Here is a 20,354-nt window from a genome sequence, read left to right on the forward strand (position 1 = left end):
TTTTTGTTATGGAAACAAACTCAGATAAATTAAGCAAAAAAATCGAGAAGGTCAGAGAAGCGCAGGTTGCGTACTCTACATTTACTCAGGAACAAGTAGATGAGATCTTTCGTCAGTCGGCTATTGCTGCAAACAATGCCCGCATACACCTCGCTAAACTTGCCGTAGAGGAAACCGGCATGGGTGTAGTGGAAGATAAAGTGATCAAAAACCACTTCGCATCGGAGTACATTTACAATCAGTACAAAAATGAGAAGACATGTGGTGTTATTGAATCTGATGAGGCGTTTGGTATTACGAAGATTGCGGAACCCATTGGTGTTATCGCAGCGGTTGTACCTACTACCAACCCGACTTCAACAGCTATCTTTAAAGCCCTGATCGCTTTAAAAACACGGAATGGTATTATCTTTTCTCCGCACCCACGTGCGAAGAACGCTACTATCGCTGCTGCCAAGATTGTACTGGATGCTGCTGTGAAAGCAGGAGCGCCGAAGGACATCATCGGCTGGATAGAAGAGCCTTCCGTAGAAGCCTCTCAACTGTTGATGGCATCAGCTGACCTGATCCTGGCCACAGGTGGGCCTGGTATGGTGAAAGCTGCGTACTCTTCCGGTAAACCTGCCATTGGGGTAGGCGCGGGTAATACGCCAGCCATCATCGACGAAACTGCTCACCTGAAAATGGCAGTGAACTCGGTATTACTTTCCAAAACTTTCGACAACGGTATGATCTGCGCTTCTGAACAAAGTGTGATTGTAGTAGAGAAAGTTTATGAAGAAGTAAAACAGGAATTTTTAAACAGGGGAGCTTACATTCTGAAGAAGAATGAAGTAAGCAAAGTGGGTGCCCTGTTACTGATCAACGGTGTGCTTAACGCCAACATCGTAGGTCAGTCCGCTTACAAAATTGCAGCGCTTGCAGGTATTACTGTACCTGAAGAAACAAAAGTGTTGATTGGCGAGGTGACTTCAGTAGAACTCGACGAGCCATTCTCTCACGAAAAGCTGTCAACAGTTCTGGCTATGTATAAAGCCAAGAATTTTGATGAGGCGCTGGAAAAAGCTACCAGGCTGGTAAAACTGGGCGGCTTTGGTCATACATCCGTGCTGTACACCGATACTGCCATTTCTCAGGACAGGATTGACAAGTTTGGTGCAGCAATGAAGACCGGTCGTACCATTATCAACATGCCTTCTTCCCAGGGAGCGATAGGTGATATCTTCAACTTCAAGTTATCTCCTTCTTTAACACTGGGTTGTGGTAGCTGGGGCGGTAACTCCGTTTCTGAAAACGTAGGTGTGAAACATTTATTAAACATCAAGAGCGTGGCCAGCAGAAGAGAAAATATGCTCTGGTTCAGAGTACCTGAGAAAGTATACTTTAAATATGGTTGTTTACCGGTAGCATTGCGTGAGCTGAAGCAACTGGGTAAGAAGAAAGTGTTTATCGTTACCGATAAGGTGCTGTTTGGTATGGGCTTTACAGACCATGTAACCAAGATACTGGACGAGCTGGGTATTGCTTATACTGTTTACTTCGATGTAGATCCTGATCCAACTTTGGCTGCGGCACGTAAAGGTGCTGCGGAGATGGCAAGATTTCAACCGGATACAATCATTGCCCTTGGTGGCGGCTCTCCGATGGATGCAGCTAAAATCATGTGGGTATTGTATGAACATCCTGAAGAAAGGTTCGAAGATCTTGCTATGCGCTTCATGGATATCCGTAAAAGAGTGTATCCTTTCCCAACAATGGGATTGAAAGCCGACTTCGTAGCTATTCCTACCTCTGCAGGTACCGGTTCGGAAGTAACACCTTTCGCGGTTATCACCGACGAAAAAACAGATATCAAGTATCCTTTGGCTGATTACGAGTTAACTCCTGATATGGCCATCGTTGATGCGGAACTGATGATGAATATGCCTAAGGGTTTAACTTCAGCATCTGGTATCGACGCATTAACGCACGCCCTGGAAGCTTATGTATCTGTTCTTGCTTCTGAGTTTACCAATGGTTTGTGTCTGGAAGCTATCAGGCTGATCTTCAAATACCTGCCGCTGGCTTACAGCGAAGGCCGCACTAACGTGAAGGCAAGGGAAAAAATGGCACATGCATCCAGCATCGCTGGTATGGCTTTCGCCAATGCTTTCCTGGGTATTTGTCACTCCCTGGCTCACAAATTAGGAGCTAAGCATGGTGTACCTCACGGTGTAGCAAATGGTATGCTTATTTCAGAGGTAGTTCGCTTCAATGCTGTGGAAAACCCACGCAAACAGGCAGCTTTCCCTCAGTATAAATATCCTAATGCACGCTGGAGATATGCTCAAATTGCCGATCACCTGAAACTGGGCGGTAAAGATGAAGCTGAAAAAGTTGAAAGACTGATCGCAGCTATCGAAGAGCTTAAAGCTAAAGTGGGTATTCCTAAGTCAATCAAAGAATTCGGTGTTCCTGAAGCAAGCTTCTATGCGACACTTGATTCTATGTCGGAACAGGCTTTTGATGACCAATGTACTGGTGCGAACCCCCGTTATCCTCTTATCAGTGAATTAAAGAAAATTTACATCACTGCTTATGAAGGAGGCGAGAAGGCAGCTCCTGCAGCGCAAGCCGCACCTGCTGATAAAAAAGCGCCGGTATTAAGCTAAGGCTTGTTATTAAGGCTCCATTTTCGTTCCATTCCTATAACCTAATCAAAGCGAATCCTTTTGGATCTCGCTTTGATTTTTTTAGGGGGGTAGTTGTTTTAACCAGCTGTTTCCTGCCAACGTTTGCCGGAAGCCGGGATTGGGGAAGCTCGTTAGTTGAAATTTCTCAGTGCTCTTCTTTTTTGTATGTTTTTTTGAAGCGTAATTCTTTGGCGGATTGTTTTCTTGTAATGAGCATAGGGAGTTCTACGCCGGCGGCGAGACTCATGAGGATGAACATGACTTTGAGGCCGTGTGTAACGGTTTCCGAGATAAGTGCAGGGTTGGCGTCACCGCTGGCGATGTAGATGAGGCCCTGCATCATTTTATAGGCCAGCACTCCGGGAACCATTGGTATTATGGCGGGGATGGCAAAGGTGGGAGGGGGCGCATGCCGTTTGTGTGCAAACGGGATACTGAGAATTCCTATGATAGAGGAACCGCAGAAAGTGGCAATAATAATATTGATGTGGAAGTAGTCGATCAGGATCACTTTTGTGATGCCGCCTACGGCACCTAATATAAATACCGGCAATAACGTTCGGGAGGGAACGTTGAAGAGGATGGCGAAGCCCGTTGCGGCGAGACCAAACCAGAGGCATTTTTCTAGTAGAATTACTGCATCCATAATTTAAAACCGGTAGATTGCTATTGAGGTGAATAAACCCAGAGCGATCGTGAATGAGATGATAAACCCATGCAATCCTCTGATCAAGCCGTTCTGTAAGTTACCTTCTATCATGTCGGAAAATGCATTAATGAGCGGAATGCCCGGAATAAGGAACAGGATAGAGGTTACCAGTGCGATTTCGTGGTTGATGTTTTGATCGAAATGCACCAGTGCTCCTGTTATGAGGGAGGAGGTAAGTGCCGCGAAATAGACGCAGAGGTAAAAGTTAAAGCGAAGCCTCATTGCTTCCTGGCGCACAAAGAGTCCTATGAATGTGCCGAGGAATACGAATGCCATATCTATAGGTTGTCCGCTCAGCAGCCGGCAGAATGATGCGCCTGCGAGAGCGGTAAATGCCAAGACCAATAAACGGGGATAGTGGGTGCCTGATTTCAGTTTTTCAACTGCTTCGTGGAGTTCGTATATGGTCCATTTATTTTCGACCACTTCCCAGCTGATGCGGCTGATTTCAGATACCGTTGTAAAATTAATATGATGGGGTTGTGTGCGTTTAAAGCTATTGAATACGCAATGTCCATCGGGATTGTATACACTTATAATGATCGTTCGTTGCGATATCAATAGATCGGCAGTATATCCAAAACCATTCGATACCCTATCGATGGTATTTCTGACCCTGCCTGCGCTGGCTCCTGAGACCATGAGCAGCATTGACATCTCCAATAATGTTGCGCCAAGCTCTTTGGCGTCTTTACTCATAGGGAAATTACTCATACAATGACGCCTGAAATGTTTAGCAGCTATTAATTAAAGATATGTTGGTTTTGTTGATATTCCTGCTCATAAATTGCGCTTTTTTTTTCTGAATTTAATCATGTTTCACCCTGATAAACATCATTGCCTAGTCTTGCAAATCGGTCTACTTTTCAGTGTTTTTTAATAATAACTATTTATGAAGCAAGTTAAGAACAGGTGGCTCATTGCGGCCTCCGCTGTTGGCATTCACCTTTCAATAGGGTCGGTTTATGCATGGAGTGTTTATACAAATCCTTTGATGGAAAAGATGGGTTGGGAAATAAAGCCTGTGCAGTTCACTTTTAGCCTGGCTATTTTTTTTCTGGGTATGTCGGCTGCTTTTCTGGGTCGCTGGGCTGAGAAGATCGGGCCTCAAAAGTCTGGATTACTGGCGGCGCTTTGCTTTGGTTTAGGTATTGCGGGTTCTGGTTTGGCAGTATATGCCCATTCGTTGCCTCTTTTATATCTTTCATATGGTGTAGTTGGTGGTATAGGTCTTGGCCTTGGTTATATTACCCCTGTTAGTTCGCTGGTAAAATGGTTTCCTGACAAGAGGGGTTTGGCTACAGGTATGGCTATCATGGGATTTGGTTTTGCTGCATTGGTGAGCAGTCCTATTATAGTGTCGCTGATTGCCTCCGTTGGTATTTCTACTACGTTCTTTATCATGGGCGGCAGTTATTTTATTATCATATTTGCTTCTTCCCGTTATATAGCGCCTCCTCCTGCGGGATGGGCGCCGGCTGGCATGGATACGACTGCAGTTGCCAAAAAGCCTGTGCGGGAAGATCTTGCGCAGTGTACTGCCAAGGAAGCGATCCGTACCAAACGTTTCTGGTATCTGTGGACTATGTTCTTCATTAATATCAGTTGTGGTATTGCGATCATTTCGGCTGCATCGCCATTGGCGCAGGAGTCTGCCGGAATGTCGGCTGTAGCTGCTGCTGCGATGGTGGGCTTTATGGGTATTTTTAACGGAGGCGGTCGTATCGGCTGGTCTACTGCTTCTGATTTCCTGGGTCGTTCCAATACATTTTTAGTGTTTCTGAGTCTTGAGATACTGGCGTTTGTGCTGGTACCCAGTGCTACCAATGCGATTGCTTTTCAGATACTTATATTTCTGATCATTTCCTGCTATGGCGGTGGATTCTCTACAGTAACTGCATTTATCGGTGACCTGTTTGGTACAAAAGAGCTGGGCGCTATTGTAGGTTATATTCTTACTGCGTGGGCTGCTGCTGGTATGGCGGGTCCACTTTTCGCGGCTGCGACGCGGAAGAGCGGTTTAGCCGTGACCATGTACAGCTTTGCGGGTTTGCTGGTAGTGGCGCTTATTATTGCCTTTTTACTGAAAGCGGAGATCAAGAAGATCCGTGCTCAGAAAGAAAGGGAGCTTGCGCTTAAAAAGGCCTGGTCTGAGGAAATTCCGGCACTTATGGAAGAACACTAGACGAAAAGTTATAATAATCGGGTCTCAGTGTTTGAAAAACGCAACACCAATTTATCAAACAATGCGACAATATGCGCGAAGTATTATCCTAAACAGGTACGCGGCCACTGGTTGGCAGGCTATCCTGCTGCGTAAGAACCAGTTGCGTAGTTGCTTCCGGAAACACAGGAGAAGTTTCTCCTATATCTGGTGGAGGAAAATGAAAGCTGTGTTACCCTCTTTTCCACCCCTTAAAATGGGTGGAAAAGAGGGCTTTTTTGAATAAAATTCCCTTTCAGGGGCCCGATATTGGGGCCGGTGGATAAGGAAAAATGATAATTACATTTTGTAAATTCTTTTCAAACTGTAATTTTACCGCCCAACAGCAGATAATAGTATTATGCCTCAATACCCCAATAGACAGTTTTTGGAATTTGAACAGCCTATCAAGACCTTATATGAAGAGATTGATAAGTTGAAGCAAACGGCAGAAAAGAGCAAGATTGACATGTCGGACAGCATTAAGAAGCTGGAAGACGCGATAGAAGGCAAACGCAGAGAGATCACTTCTACTCTTACCCCCTGGCAGCGTGTTCAGCTAAGCCGTCATCCGGACAGGCCTTACACGATGAAGCATATCACCAATATGACGACGGAGTTCCTGGAGTTGTTTGGTGACAGGAATGTGAAGGATGACAAGGCGATGGTAGGCGGTTTTGCCAAACTTGACGGAGAGACAGTCATGTTCATAGGTCAGCAGAAAGGTATTAATACGAAGATGCGCCAGGCGCGTAATTTTGGTATGGCCAATCCTGAGGGTTACCGTAAGGCGCTTCGTCTTATGAAACTGGCCGAGAAATTCAACAAGCCTATTGTTACGCTTATAGATACTCCGGGTGCTTTTCCGGGTCTGGAAGCTGAAGAGCGCGGGCAGGGTGAAGCCATTGCCCGTAACATTTACGAGATGATACGGCTGAAGGTGCCTGTTATTTGTGTGATCATTGGCGAAGGTGCCAGTGGTGGTGCTCTTGGCATTGGTGTAGGCGACAGGGTAATGATGATGGAGAATTCCTGGTATACGGTAATTTCTCCCGAGAACTGCAGCGCTATTTTATGGCGTAGCTGGGAAAAGAAAGAAGTAGCTGCGGAGCAGCTTAAATTAACCGCTCTTGATATGAAAGGCTTTGGCCTGGTAGATGAGATCATTCCGGAACCTGCGGGTGGCGCCCACTGGGATTATGCCGAGTCATCTGCTGTTTTAAAATCCTATATCCTCAAAGCACTGCAGGAAGTCAAACAGGAGGCGCCTGAAAAGCGCGTGAATGAACGGATCGAGAAATTCGGAAGGATGGGTTTCTTTGACGTCCAGTAGCAGGAAATAGTATTTTATATTTTAATATTCAACATTTTTATGTCTTTAAGACAGCAGCTGAAAGGCACGGGCGTAGCATTAGTGACGCCTTTTAACGATCGCTTTGAAGTAGATTATAACGCATTAGGTGGTATTATTGACCACGTTATTAACGGTGGTGTAGAATATGTAGTAACGCTGGGTACTACCGGTGAAACGCCTACTCTTGATAAACAGGAAAAGATCGATATTGCTAATTTCACTTTTGAGAAAGTGGGTGGCAGGGTGCCTGTTGTAGTGGGTATTGGTGGTAACAATACCCGTGAGATCATCAAAGAGCTAGAATGCTTTCCGCTTGATAAGGCTATTGCTGTTCTGAGTGCTTCGCCTTATTACAGCAAACCTTCGCAGGAGGGTATTTTTCAGCATTATAAGGCTATTGGTGAAGCTTCGCCCAAGCCTATACTGTTATATAATGTTCCGGGCCGTACCGGTCGTAATATGACTGCTGAAACGACTATCCGTCTTTCTCATGAAAAGAATATCGGCGGTATTAAAGAAGCGGCGGACGATATGATGCAGTGCATGCAGCTACTGCGTGATGCCCCGGAAGATTTTTTGGTGGTAAGCGGTGACGACGGGCTGGCGCTTGGTCAGGTCGCTTATGGTATGGATGGTGTTATCAGCGTTATAGCCAATACATTCCCTAAACATTTTTCTGATATGATACGCCTGGGGCTTAAAAATGAGTTTCCTGCGGCGAGAGCTATCAATAACAGGCTGGTAGAGGCCTATAACCTGCTTTTTGCTGAGAATAATCCAGCCGGCGTTAAGGCGTTTATGGCTCAGCAATCATTGCTAGAGAATAAACTGCGCCTGCCGGTTACGCCTGTTTCTGATGCTTTATACCAGAAGATAGCGGGTTACCTTAAGACCGTTTGATCCTGTTTTTTCTCATCTTATTGAAAGGGATAAATCATTATTTTCATTCCATGAATAAATGCTTTATCCTTTTTTGTTTTCTCCTGTTTTGCATAACCGGCCAGCTACGGGCACAATATACATTGAGGCTGGTGGTAACCAGTGTTGCTACCAAAAAGCTGGATGATATTTATGTAACCGGGAGTTTTAACGACTGGAAACCCGGTGAGTACAATTATAAGCTGAAGCCGCTTGGGCCAACCAGGAAGGCGATCGTATTACGTGATCTTCCTGCCGGGAAATACGAGTTCAAGTTTACAAGAGGCAGTTTAGATAATGTTGAAACTACAGCCAAAGGCGAGGAGATAGTCAATCGTTCTGTTGAGGTGAATGGTGATCTGTCTCTTGATCTTACCATTCCGGGCTGGAAAGATGATTACCCGGATAAACCTATTCCCAATACTGCCACAGCGCAGGTTCAGCTTTTAGATACTGCTTTCCAGATGCCTCAGTTGGGCAGGCAAAGGAGGATATGGTTATATCTTCCGAAGTCGTATAGTACGTTGAAGGGTAAGTTGTATCCTGTATTATACATGCAGGATGGGCAGAACCTATTTAATCTGCAGACCACTACTGCAGCTGGAGTAGAGTGGCGTGTTGATGAGCAGCTCGATTCGTTACAGTTGAAGGGAGGCAAGGAATGTATTATAGTTGCTATTGCCAGTGATAGTTCATCAAGGGATAAGGAGTATGATCCTTCTGCGGAAGGCAAGGAGTATGTTAGCTTTCTGGCTACAACGCTCAAGCCGTTTATAGACAAGCAATTCCGCACTGTTAAGGATGCGGCGCATACATGGATTGCGGGGAGCGACAGGGGGGGTATTATCAGTCTTTATGCTGTGATGCAGTATCCTGGTGTATTTGGTGCGGCTGGTGTGCTTTCTCCTGCATTGGATAAATCTCCAACGTTCATAAACCAGGTCGAGGATATTAAATGGGGGGCCCAGTTGCCGCGCTTTTACATTTATGCGGGTGGAAAAGAAGGTTTTCAGATGATCCGTGATATGGATAAGCTGATTGCCATTATTCAGCGTAAGAGGAGCTATGATGTGCGGCGCAGTTATTTTCCACTGGGGCAACGCAATGAAACTTACTGGGGGAGAGAGTTTATTGATTTCTATAAATGGCTTAACCCATGAGCATATGGGAGTAATTTATGGCCTAAACATCAGATAACGATATGAAAAGACTTGTTTGCCTGCTGCTGGTTACAGCGGTATTGGGTACAGTTAGCGCCCAGGATATAGATACTGTTTTCGCGCGAAAAATGGTGGATACTTTAACCAGCCGTTGTTTTGAAGGGCGTGGTTATACCCATGACGGAATGAATAAGGCAGCATGTTTTATCCAGGACCGTTTTAAGGAAATGGGGTTGCAGCCTTTGGCCGGTAAACAATACCAGCAGTCATTCAGTTATCCCGTGAATACTTTTCCCGGCAGGGCAAGTTTGTTTATAAACGGCGTTCAGCTGGTGGCGGGGCGTGACTTTATACCTTCGCCGGAGAGTGCAGGCGTAAAGGGGGCGGGTAAATTAGTTCAGAAAGATGCTACTCATTTTATAGATCTGCAAAATCGTATCGTTGTTGATGTGCAGAAGAAGCTGACCTGGTCTGTGGCGCCGCAGGCAGCTGATTATACCGTGATACAGGTTGACAGTGTCAGTTTCTCCAAAGTTGGTAAGCCTGAGACCATTGAAATAGATCTTGAGAATAAGCTGGTATCCAGGTTCAAGGCGGCTAATGTATGCGCTATGGTAAAGGGAAGTGTGTATCCCGATTCGGTTATATTACTTACGGCGCATTATGATCATTTAGGTGGATTGGGGACGGAGGCTTATTTTCCCGGCGCCAATGATAATGCAAGCGGTGTAGCGCTGCTGTTATCTCTTGCGCAGTATTACAGTAAACATCCGCAGCCTTATTCGATAGGATTTATTTGTTTTGCCGGTGAGGAAGCGGGATTGTTGGGGTCCAATTATTATACGCAGCACCCTTTACTGCCGTTAAAGCAGATCCGTTTCCTGTTAAATATGGATATGGTTGGAACTGGTGAAGATGGGATAACCGTTGTGAATGCTACTGAGTTCCCGGATGCTTTTGCCAGCTTACAGCAACTGAATAAGGACAAAAAATACCTGGCTGATGTTAAATCCAGAGGAAAAGCAGCCAATAGTGATCATTATCCTTTCAGTGAAAAGGGCGTGCCTGCGTTTTTTATGTACACGTTAGGCGGGATAAGGGCTTATCATGATGTGTTTGACGTAGCTTCTACGTTACCTATGCAGGAGTTTTCAGATCTGGGCGGGCTTATAAAAGACTTTTTTGCTTACCTGCAGAGCGGTGCAGCAGCTAATTAGTTGACCGGGTAGTGTTGAGAGCTGGGGATTGCGTTTTGCCTGAAGATGGTGCGGTTGCCGATTATTGGCCGTAGTGCTTTTACAGGTACGCCGGGATGTTCTGTTTGTTAACGAGAGGCAGGCGTTTGCCGGTATTGCTATTGTTTATCCTGATTTATCAGGTAGGTAACACCTTCCAGTGCCAGTTGGGTTTGGGGGAAGAGGTCGGTTGTTTCTGTGAGGAATTCGCCGAGGTCTTCGTACTTACTGCTGAAATGGCCTATGAGTAATTGGCGTGCTTCGGCCTGCAGGGCTATTTGTGCGGCCTGGTGGGTGGTAGAATGGTAACGTAATGCGGCGCGCTCGTGTAATGTTTTGAGATACGTTGTTTCGTGGTAAAGCATGCTTACGTGTTTTACCTTTTCTGCAATAGCGGGATTAAAAATGGTATCGGCGCAATAGGCATAACTTCTTCCGGGGATATTAGGGATGGTAACCCATTCGTTCTTAACTATTTCGCCGGTACGGCTTTCGTAGTCGTCGCCATTTTTAAGGCGTTCGTAATAAACGGAGGGTACCTGGCAGGCTACTGCTTTTTCCCTGTCTATTTTCCTTGGTTTTTTCTTTTCCCTGATGATGAAGCCCCAGCAGTCGATCCGGTGATATACGCGGAAACATTCTACAGAGAACTTTTCATTACTTACGAGAGTAGCATCATTGCCGAGGGGGTGAAAGTGCAGTTTGAAGGGCAGTTTTGTGTCGGCCACGTCGAGTTGTAGCTGCAGGATCTGCTGAAGCGGGGCTGGTGCATATAAGTGCAGGTCATTTTCGCGGCCCATCAATCCCATGGAGGTAACCAATCCGGGTAGTCCGAAGTAGTGATCGCCGTGGAGGTGAGAGATGAAGATATGGTTGATGCGGCTGCGTCGTATTTTATACCTGCTGAGCTGCATTTGGGTGCCTTCGCCGCAGTCGATGAGGAATAATTGTTCATTCAATGTAACAATCTGGGCTGTGGGGTGCCTGTCGTAAGCCGGAATGGCGGAATTATTGCCCAAAATAGTTACACCGAACATTGAACTATTAATTAATAAACTGATTTTTAATAATGAACAATATTAAATGAAAAAACAATGCCGACAATTGATTGGGGTGGTTTTGTCCACACTGCATACGAAACTTACACTAATCCCGTTATATTTGCCTGTTAACGTTATACATGGCCAATAGACTGAAAAAGAAAACGCCACCACCGCCTGACCCGGAGCAATTGCAGCCGGAGAAAGAAGCGGAGGTGACTGTAAAAGAAATTGTGAAAGATGAACGTACGTCTAAAATAGCTGGTGCCATTAACCTGCTGTTAGCTGTATTTCTGTTCATTGCTTTTACCTCTTATCTCTTTACCTGGCAGGAGGACCAGGATAAGGTCCAGCAGTTTGGTGTAAAAATATTCAGCACTTCAGATCTTAAGGTAAGCAACCTTTTGGGGGTGCTGGGGGCTTATACTGCCCATCTTTTCATTTACAAGGGTTTTGGGCTTGCGGCCTTTTTATTCTGCACTTTTTTCTTTGTTCTTGGTGTAAACCTGCTTTTCGGGAAGAAGGTGTTTAGTCTGGCCCGTAATGTAAAATACATGCTTACGGGTTTACTGGTGGTGAGTGTGACATTTGCGTTTTTCACCAGTGGCAACGAGTTTTCCTGGGGCGGCGCTGTAGGTGAGCTGGTTGAATCGTGGATTGTGAAATGGATAGGTAAACTTGGTACAGGGATACTTTTAGCGACAACTGCTTTTGCTTATGTGATATGGCGATTTAATCCCACATTCCGTTTACCGGAGCGGAAGCCCAAGCCTGTGGCGGCGGCGGTGCCGGCGAGCGCCGTGCCTTTGGGGGGTGCTCCTGAAGCGACCGAGGAGGAGCCTGCGGGTGAATTGGGCTATAGAGAAGTGCAGGAGCCTGAGGAGGTTCCTACTCCGAACAAACTGAAGAAAAACGGTAAGAGCGGGGTAGTAGTGATCATGCCGCAGCAGTCTGCAGAAGCAGCTGATCCGATGACTGCGTTGGGAGTGGTGGAGAAGGATATAGCGGAAGCGGCAGAGGAAGAGGGCATGAAGCTATTCATCAATAACGGTGTTTCTGCTGAAGAAGCTGCTGGTGGAACGGAAGAGGAAGATATAGAACTGGAACTGGATGAGCCTGTTGAGGAGGCGTGGGCAGAGGAGGAGGAGGGTGTTTTGGATGAGGAGGAAGCGCCTTTCGAGGAAGAAGCAATTGAAGAAGAAGAAATTGAGGTGGTGTTGCCTGACAGAACGTCATTGAATACGAAGCGGGCGGGTAACCTGGATATGGAGCTTGAAATTAATGAAGGTGCTGAGGAAGAAGAGGAGGAGATGCCTATCCGCCATTCGGTTGCGGAGGTTTACGAGCCTACACTGGATCTGAGAGATTATAAATATCCTTCGCTGGATTTGCTGGAAGCGCATGGTACGGATAAGATCGTTCATGATCCATCGGAACTGGAGGCCAATAAGAACCAGATCATATCGACGCTGAAGAACTATGATATTTCTATACAGCGGATCAGCGCTACTATCGGGCCCACGGTTACTTTGTATGAGATAGTACCAGCTCCGGGTGTGCGGATCAGCAGGATCAAGAACCTGGAGGATGATATAGCGTTGAGCCTTGCTGCGCTGGGGATTCGTATCATAGCTCCCATACCGGGTAAGGGTACTATTGGTATAGAGGTGCCGAACGTGCGTAAGAGCATTGTAAGCATGCGTACGTTATTGTCATCGGACAAGTTTCAGAATACGCAGTTCTCTTTGCCGGTAGCGATAGGTAAGAAAATTGATAACGAGAACTTTATTGTTGACCTGGCATCTATGCCTCACCTGCTGATGGCGGGTGCTACTGGTCAGGGTAAATCTGTTGGTATCAATACGCTACTGGTATCATTGCTATATAAGAAACATCCTTCGCAGCTGAAGTTTGTGCTTGTTGATCCTAAGAAGGTGGAGTTAAGTCTTTACAGGGTTATCGAGAAACACTTTCTGGCGAAGTTACCTGGTGAAGAGGAATCTATTATTACGGATACCAAGAAAGTTGTTTATACGCTCAATGCGCTTTGTATTGAAATGGACAACCGCTATGACCTGTTGAAGGAAGCGGGTTGCCGTAACATCAAGGAGTATAATGAGAAGTTTGTTAAGCGCAGGCTTAATCCGCAGAAGGGGCATCAGTATCTTCCGTTCATTGTGCTGGTAGTGGATGAGTTTGCCGATCTTATCATGACGGCGGGTAAGGAGGTGGAGATGCCTATTGCGAGGCTGGCGCAGCTGGCGCGTGCGATTGGTATTCACCTGATCATTGCTACGCAGCGTCCTTCTGTCAATATCATTACGGGTACCATTAAAGCCAACTTCCCGGCGCGGATGGCGTTCAAGGTGTCATCCAAGATCGATAGCCGTACCATTCTTGATGCGGGTGGTGCGGAGCAATTGATTGGTAAAGGTGATATGCTGGTAAGTTATAATGGTGAGATCACGCGTTTACAGTGTGCTTTTGTAGATACACCTGAGGTAGAGCGTGTTTGTGAGTTTATTGGTGATCAGCGGGGTTATCCGCAAGCGTTCCTGCTGCCGGAATATGTTGATGAAAAAGATACAGACGGCAAAGATTTCGATCTATCGAACCGCGATCCTTTATTTGAAGATGCTGCCCGGCTGGTGGTTCAAAACCAGATGGGAAGTACTTCTCTTATCCAGCGCCGTATGAAGCTGGGATATAACCGTGCCGGAAGGCTGATGGATCAGCTGGAAGCGGCTGGTATTGTTGGTCCTAACCTTGGCAGTAAGGCCAGGGAAGTAAATGTTAAGACCGACAGTGATCTTGAAGAAATTCTGGCGATGCTTTAATCATTGATACACCTATAGAAATCAACAATCTGCCTAATTAATGTGTTGCGGTGCGTGGAAAGCCGGTAATATGCCTGCCGCAATTTTGGAGCTATGTATGCGGGCTTTAGGCGTCCAGCAGGCATCGCTTCAGGTTATTTTAACATTCCTGTGCTAAACACTACAGCTCAAAGCAGGTCTTATTTGGCACATGCTTTGACTTACGTTAACAAACTAGAAATTCGAATAAATGAAAAAGTTTTACATTTTAGTGTTACTGTTGGCCGGTTTAGTTGGTGTAACCCGTGCTCAGAATGACCCCAATGCAAAGAAGATCCTTGATAATGTGAGCGGTAAGCTAAAGACATATAAAGGTGTAACTGCCAATTTTACTTATACTACAACTGACAAAAAGAACGTAAAAAGAGGCTCTGTAGCTGGTCAGATCAATATTAAAGGACAGAAATATTATATCAAGCAGGGCAGCACAGAGATCTTTTGTGATGGTGCAAAGACCTGGAATTTCAATGGCGATTCTGAGGTAACTGTTTCTGCGGTTGATAATGATTCCAAGACCTTATCACCTCAAAAGCTTTTATCTGACTTTTATGATAAGGATTTTACCTACAAGCTGATCTCTTCCGCGGGTCAATATCACCAGATACAACTGGTTCCTATCGATAAGCGGAAGAACTTCAAGCAGGTAACTGTTTTCATTGACAAGGCTAAAAACATGATCACACGTGCTATTGTGATAGACAAGAGTGATAACAGTATTGAGTTTAAACTGTCGAATGTAAATACTGCCGCTTCTTTACCTGACAGCAAGTTTACTTTTGATGCCCGCAAACATCCTGGTGTAGAGGTGATCAACCAGTAACAGTTAGAAATGATGATTTGAAACATATTAAGTGAAACGGGAAAAAGTCGCTCAATTGAGCGACTTTTTTTATGTCCGGGCTTGCTGTTACCCTAAAATTGATGCAATTTGCAGTTGAATGAGGAAGATAATTATCACTATAGACGGTTTTTCATCCTGTGGGAAAAGTACATTGGCCCGTGAGCTGGCAAGTGAACTCAACTATGTGTTCATAGACAGCGGCGCGATGTACAGGGCTATAACTTTGTATTTTCTACGTCATCATATCAACTGGGAGAAAACAAAGGCGGTAGAGAAGGCGTTGTCTGAGATCAATCTTGAATTTCAGCCTTCGGGAGAGCCGGGTAAAAGTGATATGTATCTTAACGATGAGAATGTGGAGTTGCTTATCAGGGATATGCTGGTGAGTGAGAACGTAAGTGCTATTGCGGCTATAAAAGAGGTGCGTGAGTTTGCTGTTGAACAGCAGCAGAAGATGGGTAAAAGGAAGGGGCTGGTGATGGATGGAAGGGATATTGGAACAACTGTATTTCCGCGTGCGGAACTTAAGATATTTGTAACTGCCGATCCGGCGGTGCGAGTAGAGCGCAGGTTTAAAGAGCTTTATGAAAAGAATCCCAAGATCACTATCGAGGAGGTGAAGAGCAACCTTGAAATGCGTGATTACATTGACAGTAACAGGGAGGTGAGTCCGCTTCGAAAGGCCGACGATGCTGTTGTTTTAGACAATACGAATCTTACCCGTAAGGAGCAGTTTGAAAAGGCCCTGGAATGGGCCAATAATAAGATAGCTAGTTTACAAAGTTAGCTTCAACGGCTGCTACTGTTTTATCGGCATCGAAGAAGTTCACCAGTTTATTGATGACCTGTTCTACTACTGCATCGGGGCAACTGGCGCCACTGGTGATCAATATGCGGACTGGTGTGCTTTGTGGCAGGAACTGTTTTACGAGTGTTGTTTCTTTTGTTTGCCAGTTACAGTGCAACAATTCTTCGCGGCTGATGATCTTTTCGGGACTATCGATAAAATAAGTTGGTAAACGCTGCTCACACAGTTCAACGAGGTGTGAGGTGTTGGAGGAGTTGTAACCGCCTACTACAATAGCCAGGTCGGCAGGGGTTTCGAGCATGCCTGCAACAGCGGACTGGTTGTCGTTGGTGGCATAACACAAAGTGTCGCGTGTATCGGCAAAGCGTTCTCCTATGGTTGTATCATCTAACTGGTAGTGTGACCTGATCTCCTGTTTCAGGAAGTCGGCTATTGCCTGGGTATCGGTTGCCAGTTGTGTGGTTTGGTTGACAACACCGATGCGCCGGAGGTCTTTTTCTGCCTGGAATCCTTTGCTGTAGCGGCCTTTGAACTGTTCATAGAAATCAGCCGGGGCTTTTTCGCCGGTGATATATTTTGCGAGTTCCTTTGCTTCCGCCATATCGTTGATGATGATGGTGGGCGTGTGTGATGATGCGTGAGAAAAGGTAGCCCTTGTTTCTTCGTGTTTGGGTTTTCCGTGTACTACAATGCTATATCCTTTTTGAGCTATCTGCTCACTACGGTTCCAGACCTTTTCTACAAACGGGCAGGTGGTATTGTATTTATGAGTTGGGATGCCTTTACTTTCGAGTAAGGCTTCGATTTCAAGCGTAGTGCCGAAGGCGGGGATGATGACCACGTCGTTTGGAGTAATGTCGTCGAACGGTATCAACTGACGGCCATAGGTATCCTGTAAAAACTGAACGCCTCTTTCCTGGAGATCGGCATTCACCTGGGGGTTATGGATCATTTCGGAGAGGAGGAAAATGCGTTTACCGGGGTTGGCGTCTATGGTGTTAAAAGCAATTTCAATCGCGTTCTCTACGCCATAGCAGAAGCCGAAGTGGCGGGCGAGATAGATCTGAACCGGGCCGAAATCGAGCAACGTAGGGGTAAAGTCCTTTTTCAACTTATCCTGTTGTTTACGATGCTGTTTGATGGCGCTGATGAGACCGCTGCGATAGATATTTGGAACGTTGAATTGCTTCATAAGCGCAAATGTACAATAGTAGTGGCGATTTTAGACTTGGCCAGGTAAACCTGTTCGTTTGCGCTTTGCTGTTATTCCGGGGGCTGGCAATGGCCCGGAAACAGCGGGGGGACTGCTTCCGGTGTTGCCTGCGGTGGGGTTTTATTAGTAAGCTGCTGTGAATCTTTTTTTCAGGAATTGTTTGTTTTCGACTTCGTCGATGACTGCTACGGCGAGGTCTTCGCCTGATAATATGCTTTTGCCATGAGCATCGAAAACGGGTTCGTCGGTGCCGAGGCGGTATTTACCGGTGCGGCCGGTGGTGATGCCCTGGTGCATTTCGATAGCGGGGCTGAAGAAAGTCCAATCCAGTTCCTGGTTGTTTTTGAGGATATTCAGGTAGTCTCTTGCAGCGGTAGCGCCGGGTTTGAAGGCTTCGGGGAAATGGGGGCCATCGACCAGCTGTGCGCCGTTGATATATAAGCTGCCTGCTCCGCCGATGACGATAAGACGTTTAACACCGGATTTAACAGTAGCTGCTTCAATATCTTTACAACCCGCCAGGAAATCGGCGTAGAGATTTGGGTTGGTCCATCCGGCGTTGTAGGCGCTTAATACGAGGTCGTGGCCTTTGAGCAGGCCGGCTAAATCATCGACGTTGTTCACATCGCCTTTAACGATATTCAGATGCTGATCTGTTACCGTTAATTTGGACGGGTCGCGCACGATGGCAGTTACTTCATGTCCTCTTTGTAACGCTTCTTTAAGCAGGTTGGCACCTACAAATCCTGTGGCGCCGATTAGTGCAATCTTCATTTGATACTATTTAGTGATTAATTGTAAGGTGATTTGTTACAGTTTAAGTTAAAAAAAATCAGGAGAACTTTCCTGAGAAGGCTGCCAGGCTGGTTTGGTTTAATTCATTCACCAGTGCAGCTTCTGCAGCTGCAAAGAGAGATCCGATGTGCTGATTAATCTGCCGTCCAACGGGGCAATAAGGGTTAGGTTCATTTTTATTGGAGCCCAACAGCGCTGCAGGTTTAACTGCCATATAAATTTCTGATAACAGGATATCGCGAGCTGGGCGGGCCAAAGTACTGCCGCCATTTTTTCCTTCTTTACTGTCTATAAAACCATATTTTTTAAGGTTACTGATCTCTTTGCGAACGATGGCGGGGTTGATATTGATGCTGCCTGCGATATAATCGGATGACAGTAACTCGTTGCCAGCCCGCTCGAGCAGTGTAAGGATGTGGATGGAAACCTGGAAGCGGGCATTGTTCATTCTGTAATATTTTCTGTTACAGTACAAAGCTAAGGAGCTTCCTCCAGCTGGAAAAGTTAAAAATCCCTTCCTCCTTTAAAACCCTATTTTTGCGCCATGCATTATGTTTCAGCTGAAGGGCTTACAAAGAGTTATGGTGTTAATCCTTTATTCAGGAATATTTCTTTCCATATCAATGAAGGTGATAAGATTGCGTTGATAGCCCGTAACGGGGTAGGTAAATCGACCTTACTGCGAATTTTAACCGGCCAGGAGACACCTGATTCGGGTAAACTGTTCATACATAAGGATGTTACTGTTGCGTTATTTGAGCAGGATCCCAAGTTTGATGAAAACAGGACTGTACTTGAGAATATATTTCATGTGAACCACCCGGTACTAAACGTGATCAGGGAGTATGAAGCGGCAGCCGAGGCGGAGGATGGTGAGGCGATGGCGGAGTTATTCGGAAAAATGGATGATCTGAATGCCTGGGAGTTTGAGGTGAAGGTAAAGCAGATCCTCAGCAAGCTGAATGTACATCATTTGCAGCAGAAGGTATCGGACCTGAGTGGTGGGCAGCGTAAGCGGGTGGCATTGGCGAAAACGCTGATAGATATAGGGTTTGAGCATAAGCATACGTTGCTTATGATGGATGAACCTACCAACCATCTTGATGTGGAGATGATAGAGTGGCTTGAAAACTATCTGAACCAGGAGAATGTTACGTTGCTGCTGGTAACGCACGACCGTTATTTTCTCGATGCGGTGAGTGAAGAGATCTGGGAGCTGGAACGGGAGAATCTTTATGTTTATACAGGTGATTACGAGACTTATATGGAGCGTAAGGCTGCGCGTATTGAGAGTGAGCAGGCCAGTATTGACAAGGCTAAGAACGAATACCGTAAAGAGCTGGAGTGGATGCGTAAGCAGCCTAAGGCGCGTACTACCAAGAGTAAGAGCCGCCAGGATAGTTTTTACGATGTAGAGGCCAGGGCCAAACAGAAGATCGAAGATGCGCAGGTGCAGCTACAAGTGAAGATGAGCCGTTTGGGAGGTAAGGTTATTGAAGCCAAGAAAGTTTACAAGAGCTATGGTGATCTGGCCATTTTAAAGGGTTTTGATCATACCTTCTCGAAAGGGGAAAGAGTTGGGGTGATAGGTAAGAACGGTGTTGGTAAGAGTACCTTTCTGAATATATTGCAGCAATTGGAGCCTGCGGACAGTGGTAAGATAAATGTGGGTGATACTATTGTGTTCGGTAACTTTTCGCAGCAGGGACTTGTAATAAAAGAAAACGTGCGTGTTATAGAATACGTGAAGAATATTGCAGAAAATTTTCCCCTTGCCAATGGCGGCAGTTTAAGTGCTGCGCAGTTCCTGGAGTTATTCCTGTTCACTCCTGACAAGCAATATACTTATGTGAATTCGCTGAGTGGTGGAGAGAAGAAAAGGCTGCAATTGTTGTCTGTTTTGTTTCAAAACCCGAATTTCCTCATACTGGATGAGCCTACCAATGACCTGGATTTGCCTACACTGGCGGTGCTGGAGAATTTCCTGAGTGAGTATAAGGGGTGTGTGCTTATTGTTAGTCATGACCGTTACTTTATGGACAGGCTTGTTGATCACCTGTTTGTTTTTGAGGGGGATGGCGTTGTAAGAGATTTTCCGGGCAACTATAGCAATTACCGGATCTGGCTTAAGGAAAATGACAAGAAGGAGAACAAGTGGCAGGTGCTGGAGGCGCATAAGAGCCAGGGGAAATCGCTTGAAGATGCTTCGGGCAAGCCTGTTAGTATAATGCCGGAAGCTGTGCCTGGTGCGGCAAAGAAGAAAGCAAGCTTTAAAGAAAAGCGTGAGTTTGAGTTGCTGGAAAAGGAGATGCCTGCATTGGAAACTGAAAAGGAGCAACTCACTGCGCAGATGGGAGCAGCGGGTTTATCGTTTGAGCAATTGAATCAATTAAGTGCCCGTATTGGTGAGATTACAGCGTTGTTGGAAGAGAAAGAATTGCGTTGGCTGGAATTAAGTGAATTAATGTAGTGATTTTCTTCTTTTACCGGTTTGTTAGGCCTAATTTTAGCATGTACCTGAACACCTTAA

General features: G+C 45.8%; 16 protein-coding genes. 10 read left to right on the plus strand and 6 right to left on the minus strand.

Features of this window, described 5'->3' with window-relative positions; translation table 11 throughout:
• Positions 1-8 precede the first annotated feature (8 nt).
• The gene (adhE, locus tag ESB13_RS02955) at positions 9-2,651 is read left to right on the plus strand and encodes a bifunctional acetaldehyde-CoA/alcohol dehydrogenase (RefSeq protein WP_129001539.1); all 2,643 of its coding nucleotides are present in this window, start codon (positions 9-11) and stop codon (positions 2,649-2,651) included.
• Positions 2,652-2,817: 166 nt separating this feature from the next.
• Here adhE and ESB13_RS02960 read toward each other — a convergent pair whose 3' ends face one another.
• A complete protein-coding gene (locus tag ESB13_RS02960) occupies positions 2,818-3,318 on the minus strand; it encodes a threonine/serine exporter family protein (protein ID WP_129001540.1) in 501 nt (166 codons plus the stop codon).
• Positions 3,319-3,321: 3 nt separating this feature from the next.
• On the minus strand, positions 3,322-4,095 hold the full coding sequence (locus ESB13_RS02965) for a threonine/serine exporter family protein (protein WP_129001541.1): 774 nt from the start codon (positions 4,093-4,095) through the stop codon (positions 3,322-3,324).
• Between the two features lie 178 nt (positions 4,096-4,273).
• On the opposite strand from ESB13_RS02965, the gene ESB13_RS02970 reads away from it, so the two are divergent.
• The 5 genes from ESB13_RS02970 to ESB13_RS02990 all read left to right on the plus strand — a co-directional run bounded on the left by ESB13_RS02970 (position 4,274) and on the right by ESB13_RS02990 (position 10,233).
• A complete protein-coding gene (locus ESB13_RS02970) occupies positions 4,274-5,566 on the plus strand; it encodes an L-lactate MFS transporter (RefSeq protein WP_129001542.1) in 1,293 nt (430 codons plus the stop codon).
• Between the two features lie 406 nt (positions 5,567-5,972).
• The gene (locus tag ESB13_RS02975; RefSeq protein WP_246022420.1) at positions 5,973-6,917 is read left to right on the plus strand and encodes an acetyl-CoA carboxylase carboxyltransferase subunit alpha; all 945 of its coding nucleotides are present in this window, start codon (positions 5,973-5,975) and stop codon (positions 6,915-6,917) included.
• Positions 6,918-6,956: 39 nt separating this feature from the next.
• Positions 6,957-7,838, plus strand: coding sequence for a 4-hydroxy-tetrahydrodipicolinate synthase (gene dapA, locus ESB13_RS02980; RefSeq protein ID WP_129001544.1), 882 nt, complete (start codon positions 6,957-6,959; stop codon positions 7,836-7,838).
• A 50-nt stretch (positions 7,839-7,888) separates the two neighbouring features.
• Entirely contained in the window at positions 7,889-9,016 is a 1,128-nt protein-coding gene (locus ESB13_RS02985) for an alpha/beta hydrolase-fold protein (protein WP_129001545.1), read from the plus strand.
• Positions 9,017-9,057: 41 nt separating this feature from the next.
• Complete coding sequence (locus ESB13_RS02990) at positions 9,058-10,233, plus strand: M28 family metallopeptidase (RefSeq protein WP_164974078.1); 1,176 nt, start codon at positions 9,058-9,060, stop codon at positions 10,231-10,233.
• Between the two features lie 137 nt (positions 10,234-10,370).
• Here the strand turns inward: ESB13_RS02990 and ESB13_RS02995 are convergent, their stop codons facing one another.
• Positions 10,371-11,288, minus strand: a complete 918-nt coding sequence (locus ESB13_RS02995) for a ribonuclease Z (RefSeq protein ID WP_129001546.1) — start codon at positions 11,286-11,288, stop codon at positions 10,371-10,373.
• Between the two features lie 143 nt (positions 11,289-11,431).
• Here ESB13_RS02995 and ESB13_RS03000 point away from each other — a divergent pair, with 143 nt between their 5' ends.
• From ESB13_RS03000 to cmk, 3 genes are all read left to right on the plus strand, one after another.
• Positions 11,432-14,128, plus strand: coding sequence for an FtsK/SpoIIIE family DNA translocase (locus tag ESB13_RS03000; RefSeq protein ID WP_129001547.1), 2,697 nt, complete (start codon positions 11,432-11,434; stop codon positions 14,126-14,128).
• Between the two features lie 229 nt (positions 14,129-14,357).
• A complete protein-coding gene (locus ESB13_RS03005) occupies positions 14,358-14,987 on the plus strand; it encodes a LolA family protein (protein ID WP_129001548.1) in 630 nt (209 codons plus the stop codon).
• A 118-nt stretch (positions 14,988-15,105) separates the two neighbouring features.
• Positions 15,106-15,795, plus strand: a complete 690-nt coding sequence (cmk, locus tag ESB13_RS03010) for a (d)CMP kinase (RefSeq protein WP_129001549.1) — start codon at positions 15,106-15,108, stop codon at positions 15,793-15,795.
• Here cmk and ESB13_RS03015 read toward each other — a convergent pair.
• The 3 genes from ESB13_RS03015 to ESB13_RS03025 all read right to left on the minus strand — a co-directional run bounded on the left by ESB13_RS03015 (position 15,779) and on the right by ESB13_RS03025 (position 18,272).
• A complete protein-coding gene (locus ESB13_RS03015) occupies positions 15,779-17,008 on the minus strand; it encodes a 4-hydroxy-3-methylbut-2-enyl diphosphate reductase (RefSeq protein WP_129001550.1) in 1,230 nt (409 codons plus the stop codon). The two genes, cmk and ESB13_RS03015, sit on opposite strands and share 17 nt — an antisense overlap.
• A 144-nt stretch (positions 17,009-17,152) precedes the next feature.
• A complete protein-coding gene (locus ESB13_RS03020) occupies positions 17,153-17,803 on the minus strand; it encodes an NAD(P)-dependent oxidoreductase (RefSeq protein ID WP_129001551.1) in 651 nt (216 codons plus the stop codon).
• A 58-nt stretch (positions 17,804-17,861) separates the two neighbouring features.
• Positions 17,862-18,272 carry an Rrf2 family transcriptional regulator gene (locus tag ESB13_RS03025; RefSeq protein ID WP_129001552.1) on the minus strand — a complete coding sequence of 137 codons (411 nt, stop codon included), beginning with the start codon at positions 18,270-18,272 and terminating at the stop codon, positions 17,862-17,864.
• A 96-nt stretch (positions 18,273-18,368) separates the two neighbouring features.
• Between ESB13_RS03025 and ESB13_RS03030 the strand changes: the two genes are divergently transcribed.
• Positions 18,369-20,294 carry an ABC-F family ATP-binding cassette domain-containing protein gene (locus ESB13_RS03030; protein WP_129001553.1) on the plus strand — a complete coding sequence of 642 codons (1,926 nt, stop codon included), beginning with the start codon at positions 18,369-18,371 and terminating at the stop codon, positions 20,292-20,294.
• Positions 20,295-20,354 lie beyond the last annotated feature (60 nt).

Source organism: Filimonas effusa, assembly GCF_004118675.1.
In the GTDB taxonomy this organism is placed as follows: Bacteria; Bacteroidota; Bacteroidia; order Chitinophagales; family Chitinophagaceae; genus Filimonas; species Filimonas effusa.

Coding starts and splice junctions, on each gene's coding strand:
- adhE (WP_129001539.1), top strand. CDS start 9: ATGGAAACAAACTCAGATAAATTAAGCAAAAAAATCGAGAAGGTCAGA.
- ESB13_RS02960 (WP_129001540.1), bottom strand. CDS start 3,318: ATGGATGCAGTAATTCTACTAGAAAAATGCCTCTGGTTTGGTCTCGCC.
- ESB13_RS02965 (WP_129001541.1), bottom strand. CDS start 4,095: ATGAGTAATTTCCCTATGAGTAAAGACGCCAAAGAGCTTGGCGCAACA.
- ESB13_RS02970 (WP_129001542.1), top strand. CDS start 4,274: ATGAAGCAAGTTAAGAACAGGTGGCTCATTGCGGCCTCCGCTGTTGGC.
- dapA (WP_129001544.1), top strand. CDS start 6,957: ATGTCTTTAAGACAGCAGCTGAAAGGCACGGGCGTAGCATTAGTGACG.
- ESB13_RS02985 (WP_129001545.1), top strand. CDS start 7,889: ATGAATAAATGCTTTATCCTTTTTTGTTTTCTCCTGTTTTGCATAACC.
- ESB13_RS02990 (WP_164974078.1), top strand. CDS start 9,058: ATGAAAAGACTTGTTTGCCTGCTGCTGGTTACAGCGGTATTGGGTACA.
- ESB13_RS02995 (WP_129001546.1), bottom strand. CDS start 11,288: ATGTTCGGTGTAACTATTTTGGGCAATAATTCCGCCATTCCGGCTTAC.
- ESB13_RS03000 (WP_129001547.1), top strand. CDS start 11,432: ATGGCCAATAGACTGAAAAAGAAAACGCCACCACCGCCTGACCCGGAG.
- ESB13_RS03005 (WP_129001548.1), top strand. CDS start 14,358: ATGAAAAAGTTTTACATTTTAGTGTTACTGTTGGCCGGTTTAGTTGGT.
- cmk (WP_129001549.1), top strand. CDS start 15,106: ATGAGGAAGATAATTATCACTATAGACGGTTTTTCATCCTGTGGGAAA.
- ESB13_RS03015 (WP_129001550.1), bottom strand. CDS start 17,008: ATGAAGCAATTCAACGTTCCAAATATCTATCGCAGCGGTCTCATCAGC.
- ESB13_RS03020 (WP_129001551.1), bottom strand. CDS start 17,803: ATGAAGATTGCACTAATCGGCGCCACAGGATTTGTAGGTGCCAACCTG.
- ESB13_RS03025 (WP_129001552.1), bottom strand. CDS start 18,272: ATGAACAATGCCCGCTTCCAGGTTTCCATCCACATCCTTACACTGCTC.
- ESB13_RS03030 (WP_129001553.1), top strand. CDS start 18,369: ATGCATTATGTTTCAGCTGAAGGGCTTACAAAGAGTTATGGTGTTAAT.